The sequence below is a fragment of the Acuticoccus kalidii genome (assembly GCF_021556395.1).
Taxonomy (GTDB): domain Bacteria; phylum Pseudomonadota; class Alphaproteobacteria; order Rhizobiales; family Amorphaceae; genus Acuticoccus; species Acuticoccus kalidii.
In genome coordinates this window covers 23,673-30,180 of sequence record NZ_JAKGCS010000004.1, presented here as the reverse complement: position 1 = coordinate 30,180, position 6,508 = coordinate 23,673, and the positions used below count along the sequence as shown (strand labels likewise).

The 6,508-nt window shown below is 67.9% G+C and carries 5 protein-coding genes; all 5 read left to right on the top strand.

Features of this window, described 5'->3' with window-relative positions:
* Positions 1-984: hypothetical protein (locus tag L1787_RS00255; RefSeq protein ID WP_235706466.1), on the top strand; the 984-nt coding region annotated here is incomplete at its 5' end.
* Positions 985-990: 6 nt separating this feature from the next.
* Positions 991-1,347, top strand: a complete 357-nt coding sequence (locus tag L1787_RS00250; protein WP_235706465.1) for a hypothetical protein — start codon at positions 991-993, stop codon at positions 1,345-1,347.
* Positions 1,344-3,155, top strand: coding sequence for a hypothetical protein (locus L1787_RS00245; protein ID WP_235706464.1), 1,812 nt, complete (start codon positions 1,344-1,346; stop codon positions 3,153-3,155). The genes L1787_RS00250 and L1787_RS00245 overlap by 4 nt, the downstream gene beginning before the upstream one ends.
* 15 nt (positions 3,156-3,170) lie before the next feature.
* On the top strand, positions 3,171-5,567 hold the full coding sequence (locus L1787_RS00240; protein ID WP_235706463.1) for an SGNH/GDSL hydrolase family protein: 2,397 nt from the start codon (positions 3,171-3,173) through the stop codon (positions 5,565-5,567).
* A gap of 5 nt (positions 5,568-5,572) precedes the next feature.
* The gene (locus L1787_RS00235) at positions 5,573-6,436 is read left to right on the top strand and encodes a hypothetical protein (protein ID WP_235706462.1); all 864 of its coding nucleotides are present in this window, start codon (positions 5,573-5,575) and stop codon (positions 6,434-6,436) included.
* The last annotated feature ends 72 nt before the right edge of the window (positions 6,437-6,508 follow it).

The window sequence follows — 6,508 nt, the reverse complement described above, 5'->3', positions numbered from 1 at the left end:
GCCCACACCCACGATGTCGGCGCGATCGACGGCCTCGAGGCGATCCTCGCAACGCGCGGCGCCGGGCTCGGCACCCGCCCCGGCGAGGCGCCCACCGATTGGCTCTCGTCGGTCGACGGCGCCGATACCGCGCTCGCCCATTATGACGCCTCCGCCGTCGCGGTCGGCCAGCACGGCGCGGTGCTCCGCATCAAAGGGCAGGGCGTCGTGGCGCCCGCCGTCCCGCGGGCCTTCGAGAGCTGGCACATCTATCGCCTGCGCGCCGCCTTCCGCATGTACCATCGCGGCAGCGATCCCGCCGGCGACACCGTCACCGTCGGCGTCGTCTGGCTCGACCGGAACAAGAAGCCGATCGGGACCGCGACCTTCGAGGAGATCCGCATCCTCGACGTGCCGGCGCGCTATGTGGCGGGGCCGTTCCACATGGCCCTCGATGCGGGCGAGGGGGTCGAGGCGGTCGCGCCGAACGGCACCGTCTATGCCCGGCCCTTCGTGCGCAGCTTCTCGGCCGACGCCGTCCTCGATGTCGAGGTGATCGAGACCGTCGACACCTGGGATCTCGTCACCTGGACGCCGAGCCTCGTCGGCGCCACCAACGCCGTCGCAGCGCTCGATGCCTCCGTTTCCGCGCTCGCCGCCGAGACGACGGCGCTTGCCGAGAAGATCGACCTCGCGCCGCGCACCGCGCGCCTCACCGTGCCGAACAACGCCGTCGTCGCGGTCGCGCTCGGCGCGCTGACGATCGGCCGCCTCGGCATCACCGGCCCGACCGACGCGCTGTCGGGCGATCTACGCATCAACACACCGGAAACGGGCCTCGCCAAAGCCTGGGGCCTCGGCGGGGTCGAGCTTGCGACCGGCGCCCATTCCGGCACGACCGGCGATCCCGGATCCGTCACCGTCAGCCTCGACGCGCCCGAGCGCCTCCTCGTCGAGAACCGATCCGGATCGACCTTGACCTTCATCACGACGCTCGTGGGGTAACGGCAGATGACCAATCTGACAGCGCGCACCAACGCCGACTTCTTCGCGGCGCTGCGCATCGGCGACGAATACACCCGCGGCCGTCTCGACGATTGGAAGATCGTCATGATGATCCGCGAGAGCGCCGACGCGGCCGGCTTCCTGCACGCCGTCTCGACGACCGGCGGCGGGCTCACGATCACCGATCCCGTCGGCCGGACCGTCGAGATCAACATTCCGATGGAGACGATCGAGGCGATCGGCGTCGGCCGCTACGTCTACGACCTCCAGCTTCAGAACAAGACGACCGAGGTCCGATCATCGACCCCGACCGGCGACTTCGAGATCGTCCAGGGCATCTCGCGCTTCGGAGACCTCGCATGAACGTGCCGATCACCAAGATCGCGATGGAGCGGACCGGCCGCGACGGCCTCGGCGTGATCACCGGCGACGGTGCGCCGGATCCCGCCGCAGGCCGCATCGGCGAACTCTATATCGATCTCGCGAACGTCAACCTCTACGGCCCCAAGAGCGGGCTTGCGGGGTGGGGCGGTCCGACCTCGCTCGCCGGCAACAGTTGGTCGCCGATCCTCGCGGCCGAGGCCGATGGATCGCGCCGGGTCATGAAGGTCGCCGATTGGATCGGCGGGCAGGGGACGAAGCCGGCGACCGGCCTTTATATCGGCCCCGCCGGCTTCACCGCGAACATCGCCGAGGCGGCCGACTATCGGGGCGCCGAAGGCGGGGCGACGGAGGCGCAAGGGGCAAAGGCCGATACCGCCGTCCAGCCGGCCGACCTCGCCGCTATCGCGACCACGGGCGACGCGGCCGAGCTTTCCGGCACGCTTGCCCCCGCCCGGCTCGACGTCGCCGCGACGCGCTCGCACCTCAAGGTCTTCGACAACTGTCTTTACCTCGAGGATTTCGGGGGCAAGGCCGAGGACGATTCGCCCGAACAGATCGCCGCGAACGACATCGCGCTCGCCCAAGCGCTCGCGAGCGGCTGGCCGATCATCCTCAATCCCGGCCGCTGGTACGTCTCGGCGCCGCAAACCGTCCGCGATCGCGATTCGATCTATATCCGCGGCCGCGGCAGCTACATCACCCGCTTCGTCGTCACCGATCCCAACATCACCCTCTTCGACATCGCGCACAGCGAGACGCCGTCGCGAACCGACTGGATGACCTGCGATATCGGTGACTTCGCCATCCTGTTCGCCGGATCCGGCATCGCCACGACGGGCCGCGCCTTCCGGCTCGAGTCTATCCTCGGCGGTCTCATCTCGAACATGCGGATCGAGGGCTATCATATCGCCTACGACCTCGTGTCGTGCGGTCACATGCAGCTCGTCAATCTCCAGAGCCAATGCCCCTGGGAGGGAACGGGGACCGGCGTCCTCACCGCCTACGCGACCTTCATCTTCCGCGAAGAGGGCTTCAAGGGCAGCTTCGGCCACTATATGCGCGGCTGCGAGATCTGGGGCGGCGCGGGCGTCGAGAACGCGATCCTCATTCACGGCAATGACGGGCTCTACGTCACCAACTGCCACTTCAACAAAGCGCGGTACCACGTCCACCTCTTCCCCAATCAGCTCGGCGGGGCGGAGGAACTCCACAATCGCCGGATCTACTCGATCCGCTTCCACCAGGTCTATTTCGATGCGGACGGGGCCGATATCGCCGGCCCGAAGGTCTACGTCGAAAGCGCCGGCGCGGTGGCGAACGAGAACGATATCAGCCGCATCTCGTTCAGCGATTGCGAGATCCGCGGCGGCGCCGGCGCCTGGCGCTTCAACACCGCGCCGGGCGGCCTTCAGGGCCTGAAGCGGATCGAGGTCGTGAGCTTCAGCGGTTGCGAGTTCGGCGGGCAGACCGCCGCGCCGATCGACCTGAGGGTCGGGCCGGGCTTCAGCGCGACCACCCTGTTGCAGGATTTCCGGATCAGCGGCGGCTTTGCGATCAGCAGCAACACCGCTGAGGAGGTTGCGATCCTCGCCGGCAAGGGCGCGCTTCTCTCCGACTTCAAAGCGCGCGGCACCTACGCGATCGGCGTCCGCATCGCCTCCGACAGCGTCGGCAACATCGTCGACGGTTTCTATCACAACCTCTTCACGCCTGGATCGACGCCCACCGTCGTCGATGCCGGGGCCGAAGCGGCCACCATCGGCAGCGTCATCAAGGCGGCCGCCTGAGCGCTCGGAGACATCATGATCACCACCAAGGTCGAACTCACGCCGGTCAACCAGAACGGCGAGGACGGGCGCACGATCGTCTCCGGGCGCGGCAGCCCGGCGCTCGCCGCCGGCCGCCTCGGCGACTTCTTCTATGACACGCTGAATGGCTATTTTTACGGGCCGAAGACGATCGCCGGCTGGGGCGTCGGAACGCGCCTCGGCCATCAGGGATGGGCGCCCGAGCTCGCCGTCGTCCCCGACGGTGAACGGCGCGTCTTCGAGGTGATCGACTGGCGCGGCGGCTCTGGCGCGAAGCCGGCCATCCTCGGCTATCTCGGCCTCTCCGGCATCGTCACCGATATCGCGGACGCGATCGACGTGCGCGGCCCGACCGGGGTCGGCGAACAGGGCTGGGCGCCGGCGCTCGCCGTCGCCTCGGACGGCCCGCGGCGCGTCTTCGAGGTCATCGATTGGCAGGGCGGTTCCGGCACGAAGCCGGCCACCCTCGGCTATCTCGGCCTTTCGGGCATCGTCGCCGATATCGCCGAGGCGATCGACGTGCGCGGCGCGACCGGCGATCCGACCGCCGCGGAGATCGTCACCCTGATCGCCGATGACGAACCCGCGCAGACCGGGCTCCTCGATGCGCTCGGCGTCGATGCCTCGATCGACCGCGTACGGATCTTCGACACCCGAACCCAATCGCCCGTTCTCGCCGAGGTCGATCCCGCCGGCGCCATCGTGCGGCAGGTCTTCGAGAACCGCCCGCGCGCCAACCAGTTGGACGTGACAAAGGTTCTGACGCGCGCGACCTATGCGGGCGTTCCGATCATCGACACCGATCGGCGGATCGTGGGGTTCGTGTCGGCCGGCGAGCCGAGCCAAGCGGCCTATCCCGAGGACGATATCCGCGCTTTCGCGCCGGGGATCGATCTCACCGGGACGATCGACGAGAGCGCGGCGCTGAAGGGCGCCCACGACGCGGCCGCCGCCGCGGGCCTCACCTCGCTCTATATCGAGGGGCCGATCAACGCGCCGAGCGCGATCTTCCTGGGCGATGTCCACTTCCGGACGCGCACCGGCAAGGGCCGCCTCATCGGCACCTATCGCAAGCGCGTGATCCCCGAGACTGCGGCCCCGCTCGCGCCGCTCAACGATGTCGTGCCGGAGACGCACCTCGCGGCCTGGAACGCGGCCGTCGCAGCGGCGACGCCGAGCGCGCCGGCGATCCTCTGCTATATGAGCGACAGTTGGGGCCAGCCGAACCAGCTCGTCGGCGCGACATCGTATTTCGAGGAGCTGCTCCGCCAGGCGCTTTGGGCGCAGTATGGGACCAAGGCGCTTGACGGCAGCATTGTGATCGTGAACCGCGCGATTGGCGGCTCGACCTGGAACGACGCCGCCGGGGTCGGCAATGCCGCGTCTGTCCCCGGATGGTATCTCGATCCGGAGGCGGACTGGCTCGACTACGTCACCACGCTCGACCTCACCGGCCTCGGCCTCACTGCCGCCGAGACGCCGCACCTCGTCCTCCTCGCCTTCGGCATGAACCACGGCGCCGTGATGGACGACGCGACCTTCGACGCGATCGAGCATGTCGTCGACACGGTGCAAGCGATCTCGCCGGCGCCGGACGTCCTCCTCGTTCCGGGCACGGTCCCGTCCTCGATGTCGCCGACGCGCGGGGCGAAGGTGGCGCAAGAGGCGCGCGCCAGCATGGCCGGCATCGTCCGCTCGGTCGCGGCGATGCGCGGGCTCGGCCTCATCGATTTCGGTCGCCAGTTCGACGCCGCGCATTGGGGGTTCGATCCGCGGCTTCCCTCTTTCCAGCGTGTGCTCGATGCGAACGCCGCGATCACGCTGCCTTACGCCTGGCCGGAAGAGACGAGCGACTTCGCGATCAACATCACCGTGCCGGACACCGATGCCGCCTTCTGGGCGACCGGCGACGGCCTCCTCACGGTCACGCTCTCTTCAGTGCCGGGCAACGTCCTCATCCTGGAGCGCGACGGCGAGACCGGGATGATCGCCGTCACGGTGAACGCCTGCACCGGGCGGACGTCGATCCCGCGGACCGTGACCGAACTTGCCGGCCATGTCGGCTATGGCGGTGTTCTCAGCATCACGGCGCGTGGGCCCTCGCTTTACGTCATGTGGCGCTGGTCGGTCGTCCTCAATCGGCCCGTCATCCGCGGCGGCGGGCAGTTCACGCCGACGATCGGCTTCGGCGGCGCGTCGATCGACGTGACCGCCAATATCGTGGCGCGCGCCAACCTCGCGACGGTCAACCCTTACCTCACCGACGCCGAGGCCTGGGGCGACAACAGCACCGATGCCGGCGACATCGGCGGGAACGACGAGAACCATCTGTCCGAGCCCGGCCGCTCCGAGATCTTCGCCAAACTCTTTCATTCCACCCGGTTCAGGTGAGGCACATGCTGGTATTTCAGGTCAACACGGCCGCCCCCGAGGGCGCCGACATCCTCGTCGAGGACGATCTCCTCAAGGGCGCGAACGGCGGCGTCCCGTGGCTCGTGCATATGGGCTGGCAAGGGAGCTATGGCGGCGAGACGCCCATTCCGGACGGCGCCATCGTCTCCAATATGGCAGGCCCCGACAACTCTAGCGTCGCGGTGCCGTTCGGTCAGCCGATCATCGCCGGCGGCGGGCTCGACTTTTCGACGGTCGACCGGTCCGGGACATATCTCACGATCCCGCCCTCGGTCTCCACGGCGATCGCCGATGCCGGGCAGGAGTTCTTGATCTGCCTTTATCTGAAGTTGCCGCTCGAATCGGAGTGGGCGCAGATCGCCGGGCAGGCGCGGACAATCTTCTATTTCTGCGACTCGGGAAACTATCTCACCATGCCGGATATTCTGACGATCCGGCTCACCGGAAGCGGCGGCGTCGAGCAGATCCTCGCCCACCGGCAGACCGCGCTCGGCGAGTTTAATGCGCTCCTCGCGATGTCCCCGCTTGAGCCGGCTGCTCATGGAGAAGTCGCGCAGCTCGCTTTCTGGCGGGATGGAGAGAACGAGTATTTCTCGATGAAGACGACGCCCACCGGGCGGATCACGCGGTCTGCCGCTGCAGGTGTCGACAATTTCAACGCGATCTCCGGGCTCACCGGCAAGATCGGCCTCACGCCGACATGGCCCTCGCCATTGTCCGGGCAGGACCTCGAAACGCGAAAATTCCGATTCTATCGCGGCTTCGTCGAGATCCCGAGCGTCTCCGGCCGCGATCCGCTCGCCGTCCTCGACGAGGATTGGAGCCGGAATATCGCCGAGTTCGGCTGAACCGGCCGCTCCATCGCAATCGATCCAACGCCGCCCGCTGGGCGGTTTTTTTGTATCCGCACATTGAGGTGA